The sequence below is a fragment of the Vandammella animalimorsus genome, assembly GCF_002288875.1.
Classification (GTDB): Bacteria; Pseudomonadota; Gammaproteobacteria; order Burkholderiales; family Burkholderiaceae_C; genus Lampropedia; species Lampropedia animalimorsus.
This window is the reverse complement of record NZ_NTBH01000001.1, coordinates 70,722-91,473: the sequence shown is the minus strand read 5'-3', so window position 1 is coordinate 91,473 and position 20,752 is coordinate 70,722. Positions and strand designations below refer to the sequence as shown.

The 20,752-nt window shown below is 67.7% G+C and carries 17 protein-coding genes; 12 read left to right on the top strand and 5 right to left on the bottom strand.

The genetic code is table 11. From position 1 onward, the window contains the following. Window positions 1–102 precede the first annotated feature (102 nt). The 4 genes from fahA (at window position 103) to CLI93_RS00380 (ending at window position 4,974) form a co-directional block, all read left to right on the top strand. A complete protein-coding gene (fahA, locus tag CLI93_RS00395) occupies window positions 103–1,425 on the top strand; it encodes a fumarylacetoacetase (RefSeq protein ID WP_238946635.1) in 1,323 nt (440 codons plus the stop codon). A gap of 206 nt (window positions 1,426–1,631) precedes the next feature. After that, entirely contained in the window at window positions 1,632–3,152 is a 1,521-nt protein-coding gene (locus CLI93_RS00390) for a catalase (RefSeq protein ID WP_095995919.1), read from the top strand. 181 nt (window positions 3,153–3,333) lie between these two features. Further along, window positions 3,334–4,233 (top strand): cation diffusion facilitator family transporter, encoded by a 900-nt coding sequence (locus CLI93_RS00385; RefSeq protein WP_095995920.1) that lies wholly within the window; start codon window positions 3,334–3,336, stop codon window positions 4,231–4,233. Between the two features lie 96 nt (window positions 4,234–4,329). Continuing rightward, window positions 4,330–4,974 (top strand): alpha-ketoglutarate-dependent dioxygenase AlkB family protein, encoded by a 645-nt coding sequence (locus tag CLI93_RS00380; protein WP_095541883.1) that lies wholly within the window; start codon window positions 4,330–4,332, stop codon window positions 4,972–4,974. Between the two features lie 23 nt (window positions 4,975–4,997). Here the strand turns inward: CLI93_RS00380 and CLI93_RS00375 are convergent, their stop codons facing one another. From CLI93_RS00375 to CLI93_RS00365, 3 genes are all read right to left on the bottom strand, one after another. Next, complete coding sequence (locus tag CLI93_RS00375) at window positions 4,998–6,446, bottom strand: hypothetical protein (RefSeq protein WP_095541882.1); 1,449 nt, start codon at window positions 6,444–6,446, stop codon at window positions 4,998–5,000. Next, window positions 6,443–7,594, bottom strand: a complete 1,152-nt coding sequence (locus CLI93_RS00370) for an ABC transporter ATP-binding protein (protein ID WP_238945760.1) — start codon at window positions 7,592–7,594, stop codon at window positions 6,443–6,445. Before CLI93_RS00370 ends, CLI93_RS00375 begins: the two co-directional genes overlap by 4 nt. 128 nt (window positions 7,595–7,722) lie before the next feature. Further along, a complete protein-coding gene (locus CLI93_RS00365) occupies window positions 7,723–9,603 on the bottom strand; it encodes a cation:proton antiporter domain-containing protein (RefSeq protein WP_095995941.1) in 1,881 nt (626 codons plus the stop codon). Between the two features lie 280 nt (window positions 9,604–9,883). Between CLI93_RS00365 and CLI93_RS00360 the strand changes: the two genes are divergently transcribed. The 8 genes from CLI93_RS00360 to CLI93_RS00330 all read left to right on the top strand — a co-directional run bounded on the left by CLI93_RS00360 (window position 9,884) and on the right by CLI93_RS00330 (window position 18,553). Beyond that, the gene (locus CLI93_RS00360) at window positions 9,884–10,162 is read left to right on the top strand and encodes a type II toxin-antitoxin system prevent-host-death family antitoxin (protein ID WP_095550410.1); all 279 of its coding nucleotides are present in this window, start codon (window positions 9,884–9,886) and stop codon (window positions 10,160–10,162) included. Continuing rightward, on the top strand, window positions 10,155–10,592 hold the full coding sequence (locus CLI93_RS00355; protein ID WP_095550411.1) for a type II toxin-antitoxin system VapC family toxin: 438 nt from the start codon (window positions 10,155–10,157) through the stop codon (window positions 10,590–10,592). Before CLI93_RS00360 ends, CLI93_RS00355 begins: the two co-directional genes overlap by 8 nt. Continuing rightward, a complete protein-coding gene (gene thrC / locus CLI93_RS00350; protein ID WP_095995921.1) occupies window positions 10,589–12,022 on the top strand; it encodes a threonine synthase in 1,434 nt (477 codons plus the stop codon). The genes CLI93_RS00355 and thrC overlap by 4 nt, the downstream gene beginning before the upstream one ends. 52 nt (window positions 12,023–12,074) lie before the next feature. Then, complete coding sequence (locus CLI93_RS15045; protein ID WP_172424232.1) at window positions 12,075–12,221, top strand: hypothetical protein; 147 nt, start codon at window positions 12,075–12,077, stop codon at window positions 12,219–12,221. Window positions 12,222–12,350: 129 nt separating this feature from the next. Continuing rightward, a complete protein-coding gene (locus CLI93_RS00345; RefSeq protein WP_095995922.1) occupies window positions 12,351–13,946 on the top strand; it encodes a Na/Pi cotransporter family protein in 1,596 nt (531 codons plus the stop codon). A 190-nt stretch (window positions 13,947–14,136) separates the two neighbouring features. Next, entirely contained in the window at window positions 14,137–16,698 is a 2,562-nt protein-coding gene (locus CLI93_RS00340; protein WP_095995923.1) for a TonB-dependent siderophore receptor, read from the top strand. Window positions 16,699–16,958: 260 nt separating this feature from the next. Continuing rightward, window positions 16,959–17,483: an RNA polymerase sigma factor gene (locus tag CLI93_RS00335; protein WP_095995924.1), complete on the top strand. Its 525-nt coding sequence runs from the start codon at window positions 16,959–16,961 to the stop codon at window positions 17,481–17,483. 2 nt (window positions 17,484–17,485) lie between these two features. Beyond that, window positions 17,486–18,553: a FecR family protein gene (locus tag CLI93_RS00330; RefSeq protein ID WP_238946655.1), complete on the top strand. Its 1,068-nt coding sequence runs from the start codon at window positions 17,486–17,488 to the stop codon at window positions 18,551–18,553. A gap of 93 nt (window positions 18,554–18,646) precedes the next feature. Here CLI93_RS00330 and CLI93_RS00325 read toward each other — a convergent pair whose 3' ends face one another. Further along, entirely contained in the window at window positions 18,647–19,006 is a 360-nt protein-coding gene (locus tag CLI93_RS00325; RefSeq protein WP_095995925.1) for a DUF3325 family protein, read from the bottom strand. Continuing rightward, the gene (locus CLI93_RS00320; protein ID WP_238946637.1) at window positions 19,003–20,733 is read right to left on the bottom strand and encodes a PepSY-associated TM helix domain-containing protein; all 1,731 of its coding nucleotides are present in this window, start codon (window positions 20,731–20,733) and stop codon (window positions 19,003–19,005) included. The genes CLI93_RS00325 and CLI93_RS00320 overlap by 4 nt, the downstream gene beginning before the upstream one ends. Window positions 20,734–20,752: the final 19 nt, after the last annotated feature.

The window sequence follows — 20,752 nt, the reverse complement described above, 5'->3', positions numbered from 1 at the left end:
CTGCGGCCAGCAGCGCAACGACAAGCCAAGGCCTGGCGCCTTGGCTTTTTGCTGCTTTGTGTTGCTTCGTATTGCTTCGCGCCGCGCTGCCCCTGATACCCCATGACCTTGGACACCGCCATGAACCCCAGCCTGAACATCGACCACACCCACGACGCCAGCGCCACCAGCTGGGTGGCCTCGGCCAACGCCGCAGGCGCTGACTTCCCGCTGCAAAACCTGCCCTGGGGCCGCTACCGCGAAGCCGGCAGCCAGGCTGCCTGGCGCATTGGCGTGGCCATTGGCGACCAGATCCTCGACGCGCGCGCCGCCGGCGTCATCGACACCGACGACATGAACGCCCTGATGGCCCTGCCGCCTGCCAAGCGCCAGGCCCTGCGCCATGCGCTGTTCGATGGCCTGCGCAGCGGCAGCGCCAAGCAGCAAGAGTGGCAGGCGCTGCTGCTGCCCCAGGCCCAGGCCGAAATGGCCCTGCCCTGCCGCATCGGCGACTACACCGACTTCTACACCGGCATCCACCACGCCACGGCCGTGGGCCGTCTGTTCCGCCCCGACCAGCCGCTGATGCCCAATTACCAATGGGTGCCCATCGGCTACCACGGCCGCAGCTCCTCCATCGGCGTGAGCGGCCAGAACGTGCGCCGCCCCAACGGCCAGACCAAGGCCCCCGATGCCAGCGCCCCGGCCTTCGGCCCCTGCCAGCGGCTGGACTATGAATTGGAGCTGGGCTTTTTCGTCGCGCAAGGCAATGCCCTGGGCGAGCCCATCGCGCTGGAGCAGGCCGAGGCGCATTTCTTCGGCGTGGTGCTGCTCAACGACTGGTCGGCGCGCGACATCCAAGCCTGGGAATACCAACCGCTGGGGCCATTCCTGGCCAAGAATTTCGCCTCCACCATCTCGCCCTGGATCGTCACCAGCGAAGCCCTGGCGCCGTTTCGCCGCCCCTTTGTCCGCCCGGCCGCCGATCCCCAGCCCCTGCCCTATCTGGATGGCGCCACCAATCGCGCCAAGGGTCAGCTGGCCATCACGCTGGAAGTGTTGCTGCAGACCGAGGCCATGCGCCAGGCCGGCGAACCCGCCGCGCGCCTGACGCTGGGCCGCGCCGACCAGGCCGCCTACTGGAGCGCCGCGCAGCTCATCACCCACCACAGCTGCGGCGGCTGCAACCTGCAACCCGGTGACCTGCTGGGCTCGGGCACCCTCTCGGGCCCGCAGCGTGAGGAGGCCGGCTCGCTGCTGGAGCTGACCGAAGGCGGCAAGCGCCCCATCACCTTGCCCAACGGCGAGGAGCGCCGCTTCCTGCAAGACGGCGACTGCCTGATCCTGCGCGCCTGGTGCGAGGGCGAAGGCGCACGGCGCATCGGCCTGGGCGAGGCCAGCGCCACGGTGCTGCCTGCGCCCGCCCTGCCTGCAGCGCAGGTTTGAGGCGCCTGCCGCACCAACCACCCTGCACCACTTCCAAAGCCACCCGGCCCAGCGCCGGGCTTTTTACTATCATCGAATTAATTATTTTCAATCATAAAACCAACAACGATAGATCAAAACTAAATACAATCTCGCCATCCCAGCGCAGACTATCGCCTGGCGCCCCTACCCAACCACCCCGCAACCACACCATTAAAGGGTTTCCCATGAACGACCAAACCAAAAAGTGCCCCGTCACCCACCTCACCACCGCCTTTGGCGCTCCCGTGGTGGACAACCAAAACAGCCTCACCGCCGGCCCGCGCGGCCCGCTGCTGGCACAAGACCTGTGGCTGAACGAAAAGCTCGCCAACTTCGTGCGCGAAGTCATCCCCGAGCGCCGCATGCACGCCAAGGGCTCTGGCGCCTTCGGTACCTTCACCGTCACCAAGGACATCACCAAGTACACCCGCGCCAAGATCTTCAGCGAAGTGGGCAAGAAAACCGAGATGTTTGCCCGCTTCACCACCGTGGCCGGCGAGAGGGGCGCGGCCGATGCCGAGCGCGACATCCGCGGCTTTGCGCTGAAGTTCTACACCGAGGAAGGAAACTGGGACATGGTGGGCAACAACACCCCCGTGTTCTTCATGCGCGACCCGCGCAAGTTCCCCGACCTGAACAAGGCCGTCAAGCGCGACCCGCGCACCAACATGCGCAGCGCCACCAACAACTGGGACTTCTGGACCCTGCTGCCCGAGGCCTTCCACCAAGTCACCGTGGTGATGAGCGACCGCGGCATCCCCGCCAGCTACCGCCACATGCACGGCTTTGGCAGCCACACCTACAGCTTCATCAACGCGCAAAACGAGCGCTTCTGGGTCAAGTTCCACTTCCGCACCCAGCAGGGCATCAAGAACCTGACCGACGCCGAGGCCGAAGCCCTGATCGGCAAGGACCGCGAAAGCCACCAGAAGGACCTGTTCGAAGCCATCGAGCGCGGCGACTTCCCCAAGTGGACGATGTACGTGCAGATCATGCCCGAGCTGGACGCCGAGAAAGTGCCCTACCACCCCTTCGACCTGACCAAAGTCTGGCCGCACGGCGACTACCCGCTGATCGAAGTGGGCGAGTTCGAGCTGAACAAAAACCCGGAAAACTTCTTCCTCGACGTGGAGCAATCGGCCTTCGCGCCCAGCAACGTCGTGCCCGGCATCAGCGTCAGCCCTGACCGCATGCTGCAAGCGCGCCTGTTCAACTACGCCGACGCACAGCGCTACCGCCTGGGCGTGAACCACCACCAGATCCCGGTGAACGCCGCACGCTGCCCCGTGCACAGCAACCACCGCGATGGCATGGGCCGCGTGGACGCCAACTACGGCGGCCGCATCCACTACGAGCCCAACAGCTTTGGCCAATGGCAAGACCAGGCCCAGTACAAGGAGCCCCCGCTGAAAATCAGCGGCGACGCCGCCCACTGGGACTTCCGCGAGGACGATAACGACTACTTCAGCCAGCCGCGCGCGCTGTTCAACCTCATGAACGCCGAGCAAAAGCAGGCCCTGTTCGACAACACCGCCCGCGCCATGGGCGACGCGCTGGACTTCATCAAGCACCGCCACATCCGCAACTGCCACGCCTGCGACCCGGCCTATGGCGAAGGCGTGGCCAAGGCCCTGGGCATGACCGTAGCCGACGCCCTGGCCGCCCGCGACAGCGACCCGGCCCAAGGCCAGCCCGGCTTGCTGTAATCACCAAGGGGGGCGTTCACCAAGCCCCTCCCGAGCTTGGGCCATCGCAGCCCCAATGAATGCCCCGGCGCACCCCACGGCGCCGGGGCTTTTTTCGTTGGCAGCACAGGGCGCGCCCGCATCCTGCCTCATCCAATGGCCTACGATGCGCGCCATCTCCTGCCCAGCAAGACCGCCGCCCATGCCCCACGCCGCCCGCCCACTGCGCTTTTACGCCTGCCTGTCCATCGCCGCCGCCCTGGCCACCATGGCCCTCAAAGGCACGGCCTGGCTGCTGACCGGCTCGGTCGGCCTGCTCTCGGACGCCATGGAGTCGCTGGTCAACCTGGCCGGGGCCGTCATGGCGTTGTGGATGCTGGGCATTGCCGCACGCCCGGCCGATGCCGATCATGCCTTTGGCCACAGCAAGGCCGAATACTTCGCCAGCGGCTTCGAGGGCTTTCTCATCATGGGCGCAGCCTGCGCCATCGCCTGGGCCGGGGCCCAACGCCTGCTCTCGCCCGCGCCGCTGCACGACGTGGGGCTGGGCCTGCTGGTCTCGCTGCTGGCCTCGGCCATCAACGGCGCCGTGGGCCTGGTGCTGCTGCGCGCCGCACGCCAGCACCGCTCCATCGCACTGGAGGCCGATGCCCGGCACCTGTTTGCCGACGTCTGGACCTCCGCGGCCGTGCTGCTGGGCCTGCTGGCCGCCTGGGCCAGCCGCTGGTGGTGGCTCGATCCACTGCTGGCCCTGCTGGTGGCCGTGCACATCGTGCGCGAAGGCCTGCGGCTGGTGCAGCGCTCGGTCTCCGGGCTGATGGACCAGGCCCTGCCGCCGCACGAGCTGGGGGCCATCGAGCGCGTGCTGGACACCTACCGCGCCCAGGGCATCGCCTTTCACGCCCTACGCACGCGCCAAGCCGGCGCGCGCAGCTTTGCCGCCATGCACGTGCTGGTGCCCGGCGCCTGGACGGTGCAACAAGGGCATGACATGCTGCACCAGCTGGAATCGGCCCTGCAACAAGCCGTGCCCCAACTGCACGTCATCACCCACCTGGAGCCCATCGAAGACCCGGCCTCATTCAATGAGCCAGGCCTGTAAATGGCCCGCCCCAACCTGCTTGCGCGTTGGAGCACCGCCCATTGCAGTGATTGCAAAAAAACGCAGCCACTACTGCCAACGGCCCCATCCCTCCCCATGAACACCCTTGACCTCTTTGCCAGCGCGCCCGAGCCAGCGGCCAACCTGCTGCCGTGCGATGGCATCGTCAACGATTACGGACTGCTCTATTCCGCTGTCGAGGCCGATCAGTTATTGCAGCTGCTGCTGACGCAGATCTCCTGGCGGCATGACGAGGCGGTGATTTACGGCAAGCGCATCGTCACCGCGCGGCAGGTGGCATGGTATGGCGACGCGGCGTTCGACTACCGCTACTCCGGCGCGACCCGCACGGCGCTGCCGTGGACGGATGCGCTGCTGGCCATCAAGGCGCGGGTGGAGGCGGCGATTGCCCCGATCAGCCCCACGCGCTTCAACTCCTGCCTGCTCAACCTCTACGCCGACGGCTCGCAAGGCATGGCCTGGCACAGCGATGACGAAGCCGAGCTGGGGCCGCAGACGGTGATTGCCTCGCTCAGCCTAGGTGCCACGCGCAAATTCGCCTTGCGCCACCGGCGCAGCGGCGAGAAGCGCGAGTTGCTGCTGCAACACGGCCAGCTGATCGTGATGCGCGGCGCCACGCAAACGCATTGGCAACACGCGCTGATGAAGTCCACGCGCGTGCATGCGCCGCGCGTGAACCTGACCTTCCGAACCTTTCGCAGCTTGTCGTCCAGCAGTTGAGCGCCGAGCCAGCGGCTCTGGCTTCAGTGCGTCTCCAGCCCGGCCATTTCCAACTGCGCCACGCGCTGGCGCCAGGCGCGCCAGACCAGCAGCGCCATACCGCCCAGCTGCAGGGCCAGCGCCAGCCAGTGCAGCGCATCGAGCCGCAGCGGCGGCATGAATGGCGCCAGCCAGGGTTGCACGGCCAGCGCCAGTGGGAAGTTCCCCGTACCCAGCAGCATCATAGGCAGCATGATGCCCAGCGCCACCCAGCCAAGGCTCAGCGCCGGGCCCAGGCGGCGCATCCCGATGGGCTGCAAGGCCCACAGCAGGACGAAGCCGGCATCGCGCAGCAGCGCCAGCAGCAGCAAGGGCAGCGCGCGCTGGAATGTGCCAGCCCCCGCGTCGGCAGCCGGCCACAGCAGCAGGGCCAGCGTTGCGGCGGCTGCCAGGCACCAGCTCACCGGCCACAAGGGCATGGCCTGCAAGCCGGCCAGCCAGCGCTGCTGGCCCCAGCAGGCCTGCACGCGGCGCCATTGCGCAAAGGCCGTTTCGCGCTGGCTCAGGCAAGTCAACAGGCTGCAGCCCAGGGCCAGGTATGCCGTCACGACCAGCCAGTGCCGGGCACCGGGCGCGTGCGGCCACAGGCCGGCCAGCATGGCCGCGGCCGCCATGCAGCCCAGCGGCATGGCCCAGGGCAGCGCCGGCACATCCAGGCGCATGCCCATGGTGCGCCACAGGGCCAGCAGGTTCAGGCCCAGCGCGGCCAGGCCAAACAGCCAGCCCAGCTCGAAAAAGCCCAGCGACTGGCCCCACCAGCGTTTGAGGCCGAAATCCAGTATTTGCTCTTGCTGCAAGGTCGAAAACAGCATCCAGGCCAGCATGACCAGCACGGCCACGCGCATGCCGGGCTGATTGCGGCGCTGGCGCTCGGTGTCGATCTTCATCGGCGCGCTGGCCATGGCAAAGGCCTGCAGCGCCAGGCCCCACAACAGCGCCAGCAGGGCCAGCTTGGGCACCAGCCAAACCAGTTCGGCCAGGTGGGCATGGGCCTGTATCGGCTCGGCCAGCAGCGGCGCCCAGGCGCCACCCTCTTGCGGCAGGCTGGCCAGGCGCCAGTGCCCGAACCAGGCCAGCGCCTGCGCCAGCGCGGCGCACACCAGCGCCAGCAGCCACATCGGCAGCGTGCTGCCCAGCAGCTTGCCCCAGGCCATTTGCCAGGGGCCCAGCGCGCTCAGGCGCTGCCAGTCCCAGGTGTTTTGCACCAGCTCTTCCTGCAGGCTTCTGCCCGCCGTGCTGGCCCCGGGGAACACCGGCGCCAGGCACATGGTGAGCAAGGCCACGTACAGCACGTTGCGCAGGCGCTCGCCGGGGGCGGACAGCACGGCCACCACCAGCGCCGCCAGGGCCACGAACAGCAGCAGCCACAGCCCATGCCAGGGGCCCCAGCGCAGCCAGAGCTGGCGTTGGAATTCAGGGTTGCCAAGCATCATGGGCGCTCTCCTGCGTGTGGGGGTTGCTCGGTCGGCCACGGGCTGGGCGGCTCGGTTTGCAAGCTGCGCGCGTAGCGCTCTTGCAGGCGCTGACGCAGCGGCCACAGCCCGGCCACCGGAAGGCCTGCGGCCACCAGCTGCTGCACGAGCTGGGCGCGCGCGGCCGCAGCAGCGGGCAGCCAGAGCTGCCATTGCAGGCTGGCCGCAGGTTCTGCGCCATTGGGGGGCAAGTGGGCCTGCCCTGCTGGCGATGGCGGCAGGGCCGATGGCGGCGATGCCGATGCGTGACGCGCTGGCGGCGGCAGGCCCTGGCTGTGCGGCAGCTGGGCCCAGGCGGCTTCGAGGCGGGCCTGCAGCGCCTGCTCCTGGCCAGGGGCGCAGGCCAGTTCCAGCAAATGCGGATACAGGTGCGGATCCCGCTGCTGGCGCTGCGGCGCATCTGCTGCCGCTGGCGCACCTGGCCCAGCAGGCTGGGGCCAGTGCAGGCTGGCGCGCAAATCCTCATGGCTGACGATGCGCCCCTGGCGGATGCTGAGGATGTGGGTGCTGTATTCGTCCAGCTCGCTGAGGATGTGGCTGGAGACCAGCAGCGTCATGCCCTGCGCCTGCAGTTGGCGAAACAGCGCCGCCAGGCTGCTGCGCGCCTGCGGGTCCAGACCACTGGCCGGCTCGTCGAGCAACAGCACCTGCGGGCTGTGGATGATGGCCTGGCCAATGGCCAGGCGCTGGCGCTGCCCGCGCGAGAGCTCGCCCGGGCGGCGCTGCAGCAACGCCGTCAAGTCCATGGCCTGCGCCACCTGCGCCACGCGCCCTGGCAGCTGCTGCCGCGCTACCCCCACGGCCAGCGCGGCATAGGCCAGGCATTGCCGCACGCGCAGGCCTTCGTACAGGCCGAAGAAGTCCGAGAGATAGCCCAGCTTGCGGTGCACCTGGCGCGGCGCATCGATCACCGAAATGCCATCGATGCGGATCTGCCCGGACAGCGGCGTCTCCAGCCCGGCCATGCAGCGCAGCAAGGTGGACTTGCCCGCCCCGTTGGGCCCCACCAGCGCCGTGACGCTGCCGCGCTCCAGGCGCAGGCTGATGCCATCGAGCGCGCGGTGCCCAGGGTATTCGAATACCAGTTGGTCGATCTCGATCAAGGCCATGGCCTTTTGCTCCTCCTCATGGCCTGGCCCGTGGTTGGCGACTACCGCCGCCCACCTGCCGCCAACAAAAGCCGGACATACGACAAACAACAGCGGGGCATTGTGCCAGCGCCGCCGCTCGGCTTTGCTCAGCCCAGGTCGCCGGCTGCTGGTTCGCTGCGGGGCTCGGTTTCAGGCTCGCTGGCGCGCAGCAGTTGCTGCATCAGCAGCGCGGTTTGCGCCTCCATTTCGCGCAGCCGCGCCGTCAGCGCCTCATTGGCATAGGCGGGCAACTGGGGGTCGTGCATCTCGGCCAGCACCTGCAGCCGGTGCTCGCTGCGCTCGGTGTAGAGCTCGGCCAGCTCGCGCGCCTTGGCCGGCTCGATGCCCAGGGCCTGCAGCGCCAGCCGCGCGCTGTGCATGGCGGCGTCGAAGGTTTCGCGGATCACGTGGTCGGCCCCGGCGCGGTGCAGCTCGTAGCCATTGCTCTGGTCGTAGGCGCGGGCGATGATGGGCAGCTTCGGGTAGTGGCGCCGCACGAACTGGATGATCTCCAGCGCGCGGCTGCGGTCATCAATGGCCACGATCAGCAGCTTGGCCTCGTGCAGCCCGGCAGAGGCCAGCAGCTCCGGGCGGTTGGCATCGCCGTAATAGGTTTTCAGGCCAAAGCGGGTCAGGCCCTCGACGGTCTCGGCGTGGTAGTCGATCACCGTCGCGTGAAAGCCGCAGGCGGCCAGCATGCTGTTGACCTGCACCCCAAAGCGCCCATGGCCCAGCAGGATGATGGGCTTGCCTGCGCCGATCTCGTCGTGCGGCCGCTCCTGCGCGTCCTCGGGCTGCGCGCCGCGCGCGGCCACCCAGTCGTAGAGCAAGAACAGCAGCGGCGTGGCCACCATCGACAGCGCAATCACCAGCAGCAGGCGGTCACCAATCAGCGGCGGCAGCAAATGGCTTTGCGTGCTGATGGACAGCAGCACGAAGCCGAACTCGCCGGCCTGCGCCAGGCTGAACACGAACAGCGTATTGGCCGCGCGGGGCAGGCGAAAGGCCCGGCCCAGCACATACAGCACCAGCATCTTCAGCAGCAGCAGGCCCAGCGTCAGGCCCAGAATCAGCCACAGCTCCGCGCCCAGCAGCCGGAAGTTGATGCCCGCGCCCACGGTGATGAAGAACAGCCCCAGCAGCAGGCCCTTGAACGGCTCCAGATGGCTTTGCAGCTCGTGCCGGTAGGCGCTCTCGGCCAGCGCCACCCCGGCGATGAAGGTGCCCAGCGCGGGCGAGAGGCCAATGACCGACATCAGCTCGGCAATGCCCACCACCAGCATCAGCGTGAACAGGGTGAACATCTCGCGCAGCCCGGTGCGGCCAATGTGGCGCAAGGCTGCCGGCACGATGCGGCGCACGCCCAGCACAATCGCCAGCAGCATCAGCGCCGTGGCCAGCGCCTGCAGCCACACCGGCTCGCCAGCCAGCAGATTGATGGAGTGATCGACCCCCTCGGCCTGGGCCGCCGCGCCGGCCGCGCCCAGCAGCGGCAGCAGCGCCAGCATTGGGATTGCCGCCACGTCCTGAAACAGCAGCACCATGAAGCTGGCCTGCCCGCCCTGGCTGGACAGCAGGCCCTTCTCGCCCAGGGTTTGCAGCACGATCGCGGTGGAGGACAGCGCCAGAATGCAGCCGGCGGCCACGCCGATCTGCCAGCTTTGCCCCAAGAGCACCGCCACGGCGGCAATCAGCGCCGCCGTCAGCCCCACCTGCAGGCCGCCCAGGCCCAGCAGCTTGCTGCGCAAGGCCCAGAGCTTGTTGGGCGCCAGCTCCAGACCGACCAGAAACAGCATCATCACCACGCCGAACTCGGCCACCTGCTGGATGGTTTGCAGCTCCTTGCCCACCAACCCCAGCACCGGGCCGATGGCAATGCCCGCCACCAGATAGCCCAGCACCGAGCCCAGGCCAAAACGCTTGGACACCAGCACCGCGGCCACCGCCGCGAACAAATAAATAAAGGCGTAGAGCAGGATCTGGGTCATGGGGCAATCATCGGGCAAGCCAGCACAGAGCCAGGCCAAAACCAACGCAGCCAGTCGGCCATCGCGCAGCGGCAACATGCCAGACTCCATCACCTGCGCAGCACATGGCCTGCATGCCGATTCCATCTAGAGCGTGTTATGCACTTTTCGCCCCCCGCGAAAAGTGCATAACACGCTCTAGAATTTGCGCCATTCCGTCCAGGAAGGTCTGCACCAAGCCGCCAGCCCAGTGTGCGCTGCGCCGCGTGCAGCCTTCCTTCAACCGCAAGGAGCGCCCATCATGAGCACCAGCTGGCCAATGCAAGAAGCCAAGAGTCGCTTTGGCGAAGTGATCGAGCGTGCCTTGCGCGAAGGCCCGCAGACCGTCACGCAGCGCGGCAAGCCTGTGGTCCGCGTGGTGGCTGTGGCCGGCGCTGACGCGCCGCCTGCACCAACGGCTTCGCAGGCAGGCGATTTTCTGACGTTCTTGTTGCACATGCCCAAAGTGCAAGGCGGCCTGCCTCACATGCCACGCCAGCGCAGTGCGGGCCGCCCGCCGCTGTTTGCCGATGATGAATGAGCCCCCCCTGCAGGCACGCTGGCTGCTGGACACCTGCGCCATTTCGGAGCTGAGCAAGCCGCACCCCGACGAGGGGCTACGCCAATGGCTGATGCAATACGCTGACCAGTGCGTGCTGTCCTCCGCATCGCTGGGGGAAATTCACTACGGCATCGCCTGTCTGCCCACAGGCGCCAAGCGCAACCAGCTCTACGCCTGGGCCAACTTGCTGGCGCAGCAATTCTCGGGCCGCATCATGAGCACCGACGACAACACCTGGAAATGCTTTGGCGAGCTCAAGGCCTCGCTGCGCGCCATGGGCCGCATGCAGGATGCGCTGGACATCGTCATTGCAGCCACCGCCATGGCGCATGGCCTGACCCTCGTGACCCGCAACACCCGCCATTTCACCGATACCGGCATTGCGCTGATCAATCCCTGGAAACCATGAACTACCTCTCCACCCGTGGCGACGCCACCCCCCGCCAGTTCTGCGACATCCTGCTCGAAGGGCTGGCGCCCGATGGCGGCCTGTACCTGCCCGAGCGTTACCCGCAATTGACGAGCGCCGACTTGGCCCGCCTGCGCGCCGTGTACCAGCAGCAAGGCTATGCTGCGCTGGCGTTAGAGATCCTCAGCCTCTACATCGACGACATCCCCGCCGCCGATCTGCGCGCCATTTGCGACAAGACCTACACACAGCAGGTCTTCGGCACGGCTGAAATCACGCCGCTGAAGAAATTGAGCGACGGCTTTTACCTGGAAGCCCTCTCCAACGGCCCCACGCTGGCCTTCAAAGACATGGCCATGCAACTGCTGGGCCATCTGTTCGAGTACGAACTGGCCCGGCGCGGCCAGCAACTCAACATCCTGGGCGCCACCAGCGGCGACACCGGCAGCGCCGCCGAATACGCCATGCGCGGCAAGCAGGGCATCCGCGTCTTCATGCTCAGCCCGCACGGGCGCATGAGCGCCTTCCAGCAGGCGCAAATGTTCAGCCTGCAAGATGCCAACATCCACAACATCGCCATCGAGGGCGTGTTTGACGACTGCCAGGACATCGTCAAAGCCGTGAGCAACGATCTGGCCTTCAAGCGCCAGCACCAGATCGGCACCGTCAACTCCATCAACTGGGCGCGGCTGCTGGCGCAGGTGGTTTACTACTTTGCGGGCTGGTTCCAGGCCACCCAATCGGCTGACGAGCCAGTCGATTTCACCGTGCCCAGCGGCAACTTCGGCAACGTCTGCGCCGGCCACGTGGCGCGCATGATGGGCCTGCCCATCGGGCAGCTGGTGGTGGCCACGAACGAAAACGACGTGCTCGACGAATTCTTCCGCACCGGCCGCTACCGCGTGCGCGGCAGCGCCGACACGTTTGAAACCAGCAGCCCCAGCATGGACATCAGCAAGGCCAGCAACTTCGAGCGTTTTGTGGCCGACGTGCTAGGCCGTGATGGCGCGCGCGTCCAAGCCCTGTTTGCCGATGCGCTGGCGCGCGATGGCCAATTCAGCCTGCCTGCCGAGCTGCAAGCCTGGCGCGACAAAGGCCAGCTTTGGGCCAGCGGCAAAAGCACCCACGCCGACCGCCTGGCCACCATCCGCAACGTGTACGAGCAACATGGCGTGATGATCGACACCCACACCGCCGACGGCGTGAAGGTCGCGCGCCAGAACCAGCGCCCTGGCGTGCCCATGATCGTGCTGGAGACCGCTCTGCCCATCAAATTCGCCGCCACCATCCGCGAAGTCCTGGGCCGCGAGCCGGAGCGCCCGGCGGGCCTGGAAGGCATCGAAAACCTGCCGCGCCGCGTGCAGGTGCTGCCCGCCGATGCGCAGCAGGTCAAGGCGCTGATCGCTCAGCACTGCGTCCAGCACGAGTAACGCACCCGATGCGACTGCCAGGCCACAGAGTTTCGATGAAGGAGGATGCACCATGCCCGACCAACAACCACCCCAATCCGCCTGGGCCCGCTTCTGGCAGGGCCTGTTCACCTACCTGTCGGCCGAAATCATCGTCAAGGGCCTCATCGCCATTGTCAGCGTCGTCATGCTGTTCTGGTTTCTGCGCGGGGGGCGCTGAAGCTGCACCAGGGCTTGTGGAGATGACGTGTTGCAGCGGCGGTGTTTTCGATCAAAAAACCGCTTCGCCCACCCAATCTCAACACCCCCTAAGCCCACGCTGAAGCCGCACCGCCATTCCAACGTTTCCATGTTCGCTACCCTCAGTCTGCTCGCAGGCGGCATTGGCCTGTTCCTGCTGGGCATGGTGTTGATGTCCGACAGCCTCAAGGCCATGGCCGGCGAATCGCTGCGCACAGGCCTGGCGCGGCTGACGGGCCGGCCCTTCAAGGCCATGCTCGCCGGCATGGGGGCCACGGCCGCCGTGCAGTCCTCCACCGCCACGACCATGGCCACCATCGGCTTCGTCAGTGCCGGCCTGCTGAGCTTTCAGAACGCCATCGGCGTCATCATCGGCGCCAACATCGGCTCCACCAGCACGGGCTGGATCGTGGCGCTGCTGGGCATGAAGTTCTCCATCTCCAGCCTGGCCATGCCGCTGTTGGGCCTGGGCGCAATCATGAAGCTGCTGGGCAAGCACCGCATGGCCCTGGTGGGCCTGACCATGGCCGGCTTCGGGCTGATCTTCGTGGGCATCGACTTCTTGCAACAGGCCATGGCCGACATGGCCCAGCGGGTAGATTTCACCCCGTTTTCCGACTCCAGCTGGCGCACGCGCCTGGTGCTGGTGGCCATCGGCATCGTCATGACGATTCTGTTGCAGGCCTCCAGCGCCGCGCTGGCCACCACGCTGGCGGCGCTCTCCAGCGGCACCATCGACTTTGATCAGGCCACCTCACTGGTCATCGGCCAGAACATCGGCACCACCGCCACCGCGCTGCTGGCAGCCACCGGCGGCAGCGCCAGCGCCAAGCGCACCGCGCTGGTGCATTTGCTGTTCAACCTGTGCTCGGCCGTGCTGGCCCTGCTGGCGCTGCAACCGCTGTTCCTGTACGCCATGCAGACCTGGGCGCCCGCCATGGGCGGCGTCAACCATGCCGTGGCGCTGGCGGCCTTTCACACCGCCTTCAGTGTGCTGGGCGCGCTGGTGTTCTTGCCGCAAACCTCGCTGCTGGCGGGCATGGCCAGCCGCTTGGTCAAAGAGTCGGCCCCGCCGGCGCTGCGCTATCTGGACAACTCCCTGCAATCGGTGCCTGCGCTGGCCATTGCCGCCGCAGAAAAAACTCTGTGCCTGGGCCTGGCCGATAGCTGCACCCTGCTGGCGCACCGCCTGCAAGGCCAGCCGCTGACGCCCAGCAAAAGCGGCATGCCGCTGGACAAGCTGCTCATCGCCGTCGATGCCTACCTGGCCACGCTGCCCGTGCCGCAATCGAGCAGCGACCAGCAGCGCCTGATCCATCTGCTGCTGCTGATGGATCAGACCCGCGTGCTGCGCGACGATCTGGAGAGCATCGAGCACGCCGAGGTGCTGCGCGAGCGCCCTGCCCTGGCCGAGCTGGCCCAGCGCCTGGCGCCAGTGCTCGAGCGCAGCGCCCAATGGCTGGCCGACGACGCCCTGGCCCTGCGCGAAGACGTGACCGAAGAGCTGCGCCAGATCAGCGCCTGGGTCAATGAGCAGCAGGGCGCAGCGCGCCGTGCCGTGGTCGAGGGCGCAGCCAATTACCGCGTCAGCGCCGCCGCCGCCCTGGAGCAGCTGACCGCACAGCGCTGGCTGGAGCGCGTGACCAAGCACATGACGCGCATTGCCAATACCTTGGGCGAGGCCCGTGCGCTGTATGGGGGATGAATGAGGTTTTGGGCGCGGCCGCTTGAGCTGGGGCTTGTGCCCGGCCCCTGCCGCCCGCACCGCACAGGCCCGGCAAAAAAATCAGCAAAAAAACTGTCCGGTTCTGCACGGCTGTTTCGTCTTCACGGTTGTACCGCTGGCCGCAAACCCCGGCCCACACTGGCCCAACCGATTGAAAGGACAAGACAGCATGCCTTCCACCGCCTCGCCCTTCCCGCTCGCATCCGCCCTTGAACCTGCTTCAAAAGCAAGCCCTTCGCCCGCCGCCCTGCCGCACAGGCGGCAGGCCTGGGCCTGCACCGCCGTGGCTTCGGCCTGCGCCTGGCTGGCGCTGACGGCGACTGCGGCTGCGCCAGCACAGGCGCAAACCCAACCCAACGCAGCCGCCCCGCAGGCCCAGCGCGCACACGCCATTGCCCTGCCCGCGCAGGATCTGGCCCAGGCCCTGAACGCACTGGCGCGGCAGACCGGCCAGGCCATCTCGGCCGACCACGCCCTGATGGCGGGCAAAACCGCCCCCGCCGTGGCCGGGCAGCTCACCACCGCCCAGGCGCTGCGGCAACTGCTGGCCGGCAGCGGCTTGCAGGCCGAAGCCGTCGCGGGCGGCTGGGTGGTGCGCCGCGCCCCAGCCGCCACACCGGCCCAGCCCGCCGCTGCCGCCACGCGAGGTGAGGCCCAAACCTTGCCCGCCGTCACCGTCACCGCCGCGCCGGATGTGAGCGGCACCACCGAAGGCACGCGCTCCTTCACCACCCGCGCCATGTCCAGCGCCACCGGCTTGGCCCTCTCGCCGCGCGAGACGCCGCAGTCGGTCAGCGTCATCACGCGCGAGCGCATCGAGGCCCAGGGCATGAGCAGCCTGAGCGACGCCGTGGCGGCTGCGCCGGGGGTGCACAGCGCCACCGTTGATGGCCGGGGCGAGAGCTATAGCGCCCGCGGTTTTGGTCTGAACGCCATCCAGATCGATGGCACCCCCATGAGTTGGGGAAGCGGCTGGGAGGCCGGTGAGTCGCGTAACAGCCTGGCCATTTATGACCGGGTGGAAGTCGTGCGCGGCGCCACAGGTCTGCTGACCGGCGCGGGCGATCCCTCTGCGTCGGTCAACCTGGTGCGCAAGCGCGCCGAGGCCGATACTTTCACCGGCCATCTGCAAGGCCGCCTTGGCAACAGGCGGCAGCGCAGCGCAATGGCGGATTTGTCCGCCCCGCTCAATGCCAGCCGCAGCGTGCGCGCCCGCATCGTGGCGCAAGCGACGGGCGAAGATGGCTTCAACATGCGCGAAAAAGCCAATGGCAAGGTGTTTTTCGCCACCGCAGAGGCCGATCTTTCCCCCGCCACCCGCCTGACGGCCGGATTCGATTGGCAAGACAACCAGCGCCCGGGCATGCCCTGGCGCAGCCTGGTGATCTGGCATGACGATGGCAGCATCATCGACTGGCCGCGCGGTTACAGCCTGGCACCACACTGGGCCGCATGGAACACGCAGCAAAAAAGTGCTTTCGCCAACCTGGAGCACCACTTTGGCAATGACTGGCGGCTGAAGCTGGATGCGCAGCACATCCGCAACAACGTCGAGGAAATCCTGTCTTTCACCGACGGCCTGCTCCATCGCGGCAGCGGCCTGGGCCTGGCGGCAGAGCCCATCCAATACGACGCCCGGCGCAAGCAAAGCAATTTCACGCTGAACCTGCAAGGCCCGTTCAATGCCTGGGGGCGCAAGCACGAGGCCATGCTGGGCCTGTCGCAATCGCGGCAGGACTTTCTTTCGCTGCGCACGGCCGCCAACGATGAAAGGCCCTTGGGCAACGCCTGGACATTCGATGGCAATACGCCTGGCCCCTTGCCGCTGACCCCGCCCGAGCGTGTGGTGGACACCGTGACCAAGCAGCGCGCCGCTTACGGTGCCGTGCGCCTGCACGTGGCCGAGCCGCTGCGCCTGATTGCCGGCGCCCGCCTGACCCACTGGCAGCAGCAAAGCCCGCAGACCGAATGGAACAGCCCCTACCACATGCGTCACCCGCACGTGGTTACGCCCTATATCGGCGCGGTGTACGACTTGGACGGCAGCTACTCGGCCTATGCCAGCGCCACGCGCATCTTCAACCCGCAGGACAGTCGCGACCGGCATGGCCGCTACCTCGACCCGCTCAAAGGCCAGAACCTGGAAGCTGGGCTGAAGGCCGAATGGCTGGGCGGCCAGTTCAATGGCAGCTTTGCGTTGTTCCAGACTACGCAGGACAACTTTGCCGTCGAAGACGGCGACTTGATCGTGCCCGGCACGGAAGACGAGCAAGCCTATCGCGCCGCCAAAGGCGTGAAAACGCGCGGCTACGAATTGGAACTGGTCGGCCGCCTGGCCGACGGCTGGGACGTGGGCCTGGGCTGGACACAGCTCAGCAGCAAGAACGCACAGGGCGAACGTGTACAGACCGGCCGCCCCAGCCGCATGCTCAAGCTCCATACCCAGTACCGCCTGTCTGGCGCGTGGAATAAGCTGACGCTGGGCGGCGGTCTGTACTGGCAAAGCGGTATTCACGAGTGGCGCAATAACCCCGTGCTCGGGCAGCGCGTACGTTTGGAGCAAAGCGCCTATGCGCTGCTCAACCTGAGCGCGCGCTACCAGTTCACGCCGCAAATGGCTGCCCATCTGACCGTCAACAACGCACTGGACAAAACTTACTGGGCCACCCTGTGGCGGCGCACCTGGGGCGCCCCGCGCAGCGTGATGCTGACGGTGGATTACCGCTTCTGAGCGCGCCACAAAAATCCGCCCACGCGCCCTGGGCCTGGGCGCACTTGCCCTTCATGCCTGGCGCTCTTTGCAGGCATGGAGGGCAATTTCCTTTGTGGAGATAGGCTCTTCGGGAAAATCGCAATCTCTCTTTGGGAGGGCGGCAACAGAAAATTAATAGAATGCAAACCCTTCCTATTTAGATTGCACGCATCGCGCGTGCTTTTTTGCAGCCTGGGCCGCCCAACCCTTCTTGGCTTGCCTTTTTGCCTTGCACGCGCATGTCCTTCACCCGCCATTACGACGAATTGCTGGGCCACTTCACCCGCGCCACGGGCGACCGCGAGGCCGCGCGCGATGTGGTGCAAGAAAGCCATGCCCGCGCATGGGCGCTGGGGCCGAGGCTGGATGCGGTGCTGGATTTGCGCGCGCTGCTGTTTCGCATTGGTCGGCATTTGGTGATCGACGAGGCGCGCCGCCGCCGGGCCGAGGCCCAGGCCCTGCACAACCTGGCGATGCTGTGCGAGCAGGATGCCGCCCCCAGCGCCGAGCGCTGCTGCGCGGCCAGCCAGCAGCTCGAACGCCTGAGCGCGCGGCTGGCGCTGATGCCGCTGCGGCGGCGCACGGCTTTCATCTTGGTGCGGGTGCATGGTTTCAGCCATGCCGAGGCCGCGGCCCACATGGGCGTGAGCGTGGCCGGCATTGAAAAACACGTGGTGCGCGCCACGCTGGACTTGGCCCCGCGCGCGCTGCTGGCCGCTGCCGCTGCAACGCCCACGGCGGCTGCCGCCACCGCCCTACCATGAAGATGCCGCCGCCCCACGCCGCCGTGGCGCATGACAGCTTGCCGGATGAGGCTTTGATGGACGAGGCCCCGAGCAACGATGCCCTGGTCAGCGAGGCCCTGTTGCTGCTGGCGCGCAGCCACGGCGGCGATGCGCAGCAGGCGCAGGCGGCCCAGGCCGAGCTGCAAGCGCGCAGCGCGCGCGAGCCGGCCTTTGCCGCCGCCTGCCAGGTGGCGCGCCAAATCTGGCAGGCCACGGACGGCAGCGCCCTGCGCGACAGCCTGAGCCTGCCGCCCAGCGCCCGCGAGCGCCAGGGCGCGCCGCGCCGCGCCGTGCTGGGCCTGATGGGCGTGGCGGCGCTGACGCTGGGGCTGGGCGCAGCCGGGCGCTGGCTGTGGCTGCGGCCGACTTTTGCGCAGGCGCTGGCCACCGGCCAGGGCGAAATCCAGCGCCTGAGGCTGCCCGATGGCACCGAGCTGGCGCTGGATGCGCAAACGCGCGTGCGCGTGGCCCTGTACCGCCAGCGCCGCGAGCTGCACCTGGAGCGCGGCGAAATTCACCTGCAAGTGGCCCCGGATGCAGACAGCCCGCTGACGGTGTTCACCGCCCAGGGCCGGGTGCGTGTGCTGGGCACGCGCTTTAGCGTGGCCGTGCGCCAGGCGCACATGCACGTGGCTGTGGCCCAAGGGCGCGTAGCCGTGTGGGCGCAGGCCGATGCCCCGGCCGCCCAGGTCGAACCAAGCGCGCCGCTGGCGGAGCTGGGCGCGGGCCAGCAATTGCGCCTTGGCGCAGGCCACAGCGGCCAGCCCCAACCCATCGACGCCGCCGACGTGGGCGCATGGCAAGGCGGTATGGACGGTGGCTGGCTGGTGTTCCACGCCACGCCGCTGCCCGAAGTGGTGGAGCGCTGGAATGGCTACCTGCGCCCCGGCCTGCGCCTGGCGGGCAACGCCCAGCGCCTGCAAGCGCTGCGGCTGACGGGCAGCTTTCCCATCCGCGATCCGGGCGCTTTTCTGGCCAGCCTGCCGCGCACGCTGCCCGTGCGCGTGCAACGCCAGGGCGACGGCGGCTGGCTGATTGCGCCGCGCTGAAGTATGGCGTTGATGCACGGCATTGGTACACGGCATTGGTGCATCGCGTCGATGCCATGCCATCTGCTGCGCTCTGCTACGCGCCATGCGCCATCAGCCAATGGCGCGCCACGCCCCCAGCCACAGCGCAGCCAATAAACAGGCGGTCGCGCCCCAGGCCACAAAACGATGGGCGCGGGCGCTGGCGTAGGTCAGCAGCAGGCCCAGGGCCAAGGCGGCAAAAGTCAGCAGCCCCAGCCAGACCAGCACTGCCAGCGCCGCAGGCCATTGGCCCAGGCAAAACAACAGCGCCAGGCCCAGGGCGGCTGCGCCCTGCCCCCGCCTGCGCCGCAAACTGCCCAGCCAAGGGCTGGGCGCAAACTCATCGCAGTGGCGCTGCATGGCGCTGGCCAGCAGCACGAAACCCGTAAAACTCAAGGCCAGGATCAAGGGCATGGCGTGCCAGGTGCTCATGCGCTGGGCTCCTGGGCAGCGATGCTGGCGGCTGTTGCCGCAGTGGTTGCCTTGGATGAGGCAGCAGCCTTGGCTGGCCGCGCCTGGGTTTTGGCGCGGTTCAGCCGCCAGGCGACTGCGCCGCAGGCAGCGGCCATCAGCAGCGCAATCGCATCCACGCTGGCCACGCCCCATTGCTGGCGCGCCAAGGCAAACGGCCATGCGACGCCGCCCGTCAAGGGGTTGAGCAGTGGCAGCAGCGCAAACAGCAAGGCCGCTGCGCTCATTTGCTCTTGCCAAGCACGGCCGTGGCTGCGCAGCCAGGGGTGCAGGGCGCACAGCAGCCAGACCAGGAAAAAGCCGCGAATTTCCCACAGCGCGCGATCGGCCAGGCTGGCAGGCAGCAGGCGGTTGAGCCAGAAGTAGCTGGCCGTGGCCACGCACAGCCCGGCGATGGCGGCGACGTTGAGCTGCTCGACCAGCCGGTGCCCGCGCGGGGTGTAGCCCTGCTTGGCGCGCTGGGGCAGGCGTTTGACGACCCAAAGCGCCATACCGCTGCCGACCATCGCACAGCCGAGCAAGCCGGAGAGAAACAGCAGCCAGCGCACGGCAGGCTCGGCAAAGCGGCCCAGGTGCGGGGCCACGAGGATGTTGTAGCTGGCCCGCACCCAGGAGGGCTGGGCCGGCGCAGCGACCGGCAGGGGCGCGCCGTGGGCGTCAAAACGCAGGCTGCGGGCGTTGTGGTTGCGCGCGCTCAGGTGCTCGCCCCCGCCTTCGCGCAGCTCCACCGTGGCGCTGGGCGAGTAAGGGGCCTGGATGCTGATGCGGCCCACGCCGCGCTCTGGCCATTGCGACTGGGCCTGCACCAGCAGGTGTTGCAAGGTGGCGGCGCTGATGGCCGGCTCATCCAGGCGCTGTTGCGCACTGGGGCCGCGCGCAGGCCCGGCGGCAGGCAAGGCCGATGCACGGCCTGCTGTGGCGGTTGGGGCTGACGGGGCTGACGGGGCTGATGAGGCGGGCGCCAGGCCGCGCGACTCCATGAAATACGCCGTGGTATCGCCCTTGTAAACGGTCTGGGTGGGCCAGGGCATAAGCATGTTGGCCAACAGCAGCAGCCCGCTGAAGGTGATGACGATGTGAAAAGGCAGGGCCAGCACGGCGCTGGCGTTGTGTGCGTCCAGCCAGGAGCGCTGGCCTTTGCCGGGGCGGAAGGTGAAAAAGTCGCTGAAGATTTTCTTGTGCGTGATGACGCCGCTGACGATGGCCACGAACATCATCATGGTGGCGATGCCCACCAGACAGCGCGCCCACAGGCGCGGCAGGCCATACAGCTCGAAGTGGAAACGGTAGAGAAAGCTGCCCCCGCGCGTCTGGCGCGGCGTCAGCGGCTCGCCCGTGGCGGCGTCCAGGTAATGGGTGATTTGCCCTGCCCGGCCAGGCGGCGCGCTGCCTGCCGCTGCCGCCGCTGCGCCAGGGCGCTGGGGGGCGCGCCAACTGACCGCCAGCGCCGTCTGCCGGGCGCTGGGCAGGGCAATCGTCCAGCTGTCGGCCTGTGGGGCCAGCCGCTGCAAAGCCTGCAAGGCATGGCCGGCTGCCTGCGCGGGCGGTGTGGCGGGCGATGCAGCATGCAGCTCAGGGCGCATCCAATCGTCAATTTCGCTGCGCATGTAGCTGAGCGTGCCAGTGAAAAAAATGGCAAACAGCAGCCAGCCCAGCAGCAGGCTGCTCCAGGTGTGCAACCAGGACATGGCCTGGCGCAAGCCCTCG

Coding starts and splice junctions, on each gene's coding strand:
- fahA (WP_238946635.1), top strand. CDS start 103: ATGACCTTGGACACCGCCATGAACCCCAGCCTGAACATCGACCACACC.
- CLI93_RS00335 (WP_095995924.1), top strand. CDS start 16,959: ATGTCCTTCACCCGCCATTACGACGAATTGCTGGGCCACTTCACCCGC.
- CLI93_RS00385 (WP_095995920.1), top strand. CDS start 3,334: ATGCCCCACGCCGCCCGCCCACTGCGCTTTTACGCCTGCCTGTCCATC.
- CLI93_RS00320 (WP_238946637.1), bottom strand. CDS start 20,733: ATGTCCTGGTTGCACACCTGGAGCAGCCTGCTGCTGGGCTGGCTGCTG.
- CLI93_RS00370 (WP_238945760.1), bottom strand. CDS start 7,594: ATGGCCTTGATCGAGATCGACCAACTGGTATTCGAATACCCTGGGCAC.
- CLI93_RS00365 (WP_095995941.1), bottom strand. CDS start 9,603: ATGACCCAGATCCTGCTCTACGCCTTTATTTATTTGTTCGCGGCGGTG.
- CLI93_RS00375 (WP_095541882.1), bottom strand. CDS start 6,446: ATGATGCTTGGCAACCCTGAATTCCAACGCCAGCTCTGGCTGCGCTGG.
- CLI93_RS00325 (WP_095995925.1), bottom strand. CDS start 19,006: ATGAGCACCTGGCACGCCATGCCCTTGATCCTGGCCTTGAGTTTTACG.
- CLI93_RS00355 (WP_095550411.1), top strand. CDS start 10,155: ATGAATGAGCCCCCCCTGCAGGCACGCTGGCTGCTGGACACCTGCGCC.
- CLI93_RS00360 (WP_095550410.1), top strand. CDS start 9,884: ATGAGCACCAGCTGGCCAATGCAAGAAGCCAAGAGTCGCTTTGGCGAA.
- CLI93_RS15045 (WP_172424232.1), top strand. CDS start 12,075: ATGCCCGACCAACAACCACCCCAATCCGCCTGGGCCCGCTTCTGGCAG.
- CLI93_RS00380 (WP_095541883.1), top strand. CDS start 4,330: ATGAACACCCTTGACCTCTTTGCCAGCGCGCCCGAGCCAGCGGCCAAC.
- thrC (WP_095995921.1), top strand. CDS start 10,589: ATGAACTACCTCTCCACCCGTGGCGACGCCACCCCCCGCCAGTTCTGC.
- CLI93_RS00390 (WP_095995919.1), top strand. CDS start 1,632: ATGAACGACCAAACCAAAAAGTGCCCCGTCACCCACCTCACCACCGCC.
- CLI93_RS00340 (WP_095995923.1), top strand. CDS start 14,137: ATGCCTTCCACCGCCTCGCCCTTCCCGCTCGCATCCGCCCTTGAACCT.
- CLI93_RS00330 (WP_238946655.1), top strand. CDS start 17,486: ATGCCGCCGCCCCACGCCGCCGTGGCGCATGACAGCTTGCCGGATGAG.
- CLI93_RS00345 (WP_095995922.1), top strand. CDS start 12,351: ATGTTCGCTACCCTCAGTCTGCTCGCAGGCGGCATTGGCCTGTTCCTG.